This is a genomic window from Oleiphilus sp. HI0086 (assembly GCF_001635225.1).
Genome location: NZ_LWFZ01001207.1, coordinates 1 through 1,130 on the forward strand (window position 1 = coordinate 1; position 1,130 = coordinate 1,130).

At 42.0% G+C, this 1,130-nt stretch carries 2 protein-coding genes; one reads left to right on the forward strand and one right to left on the reverse strand.

The window, feature by feature from the left end:
• A partial coding sequence (locus tag A3756_RS21180) for a general secretion pathway protein GspB (RefSeq protein WP_156490655.1) occupies window positions 1-354 on the forward strand: 354 nt, incomplete at its 5' end.
• A gap of 4 nt (window positions 355-358) precedes the next feature.
• Here the strand turns inward: A3756_RS21180 and A3756_RS21185 are convergent.
• Window positions 359-1,042: a zinc metallopeptidase gene (locus tag A3756_RS21185; protein WP_068510691.1), complete on the reverse strand. Its 684-nt coding sequence runs from the start codon at window positions 1,040-1,042 to the stop codon at window positions 359-361.
• Window positions 1,043-1,130: the final 88 nt, after the last annotated feature.

The following is a 1,130-nucleotide window of genomic DNA, read 5'->3' on the forward strand; positions in this document are numbered from 1 at the left end:
GAAGCAGCCCCGGTTTCTAAAGCTGTCGAGGAAAAAATATTGCCGACAAGTGTGAACGACGAGAGCGATAGAAGCAAACAAATTAGTAGTGCACCAAATGCATTTTCAGACCTTCCTCTACTAAGTGAAATGAATATTAGCTTTCAAAGGGGGGTTCCGACAATAGAATTTAGCAGTCATATCTACTCTTCAGAACCGAGCGCACGAAGAGCCATGATTAATAATTTGTACTTAAGGGAAGGGGATGGTTTCTCTGGCTTAGTCATTAGAGAAATTGGAGAGTTTTATCTTGCGCTAGACAAGCAAGGAACCATCTTCAAAATACCGGTATTGCGCGACTGGCAAGCGCCATAGAACGTTAGCGCCGCAATATGGCTAGCCATCGCCAGACATTCAATACACTTGCTAGAGTTGCCGCGACGTAAGTCATTGCAGCAGCTTTAAGAATCTTACGGCAAGGCTCGATTTGATCATCTTGCAGATAGTTACCTTCGGTAATTATCGGAAGTGCCTTGTTAAAACTTGCATCCCACTCCATAGGCAATATTACTAATTGAAGTGCCACTGAAATAAAAACAGCACAAAGCCCGCATAGTAAGCTAATAATTCCGAGTTGTGGTACCTTAAAAATAACAACAAGAACCGGAATAATCCCAAGCATTGCGATCGCAGCCTTTTCTATCAATAATGCTATCGGGGTGTACCGCTCTCTTAGTCTGACTATCTTTTCATTCCTATGATACTGAAGCGCATGGCCAAATTCATGGCATGCGATAGCGACTGCGCTAATAGAGCGCCCATCGTAGATGTATTTGGATAGCCTAATCGTAGACTCATGTGGAGAGAAATGATCTTGCCCGTCAGGGCATTCTTCAACCTTAAGGTCTACTAGCTCGAATCTTTTAGATAAGTGTTTTACTAACTCAGCACCGGTACCAGGAATATCAGGTAAATCTTGAGCATATTTTTTTATGGTGTATTTAACCCATATACCTGGCGTAATGAGTACAAATAGAATGAGGGCAATTAAAATATAAATCATAAGGCGAGTGTAGCTTGTTGCTAAACCAAAAAAAAGCCCGCTTAATCGCGAGCTTTATAAGGCAACCTGAGCTTTGTTAGGACAAAGC

Bases quoted from the DNA above. Each gene is read 5' to 3' on its own strand.
- A3756_RS21185 (WP_068510691.1), bottom strand. From the start codon at position 1,042: ATGATTTATATTTTAATTGCCCTCATTCTATTTGTACTCATTACGCCA.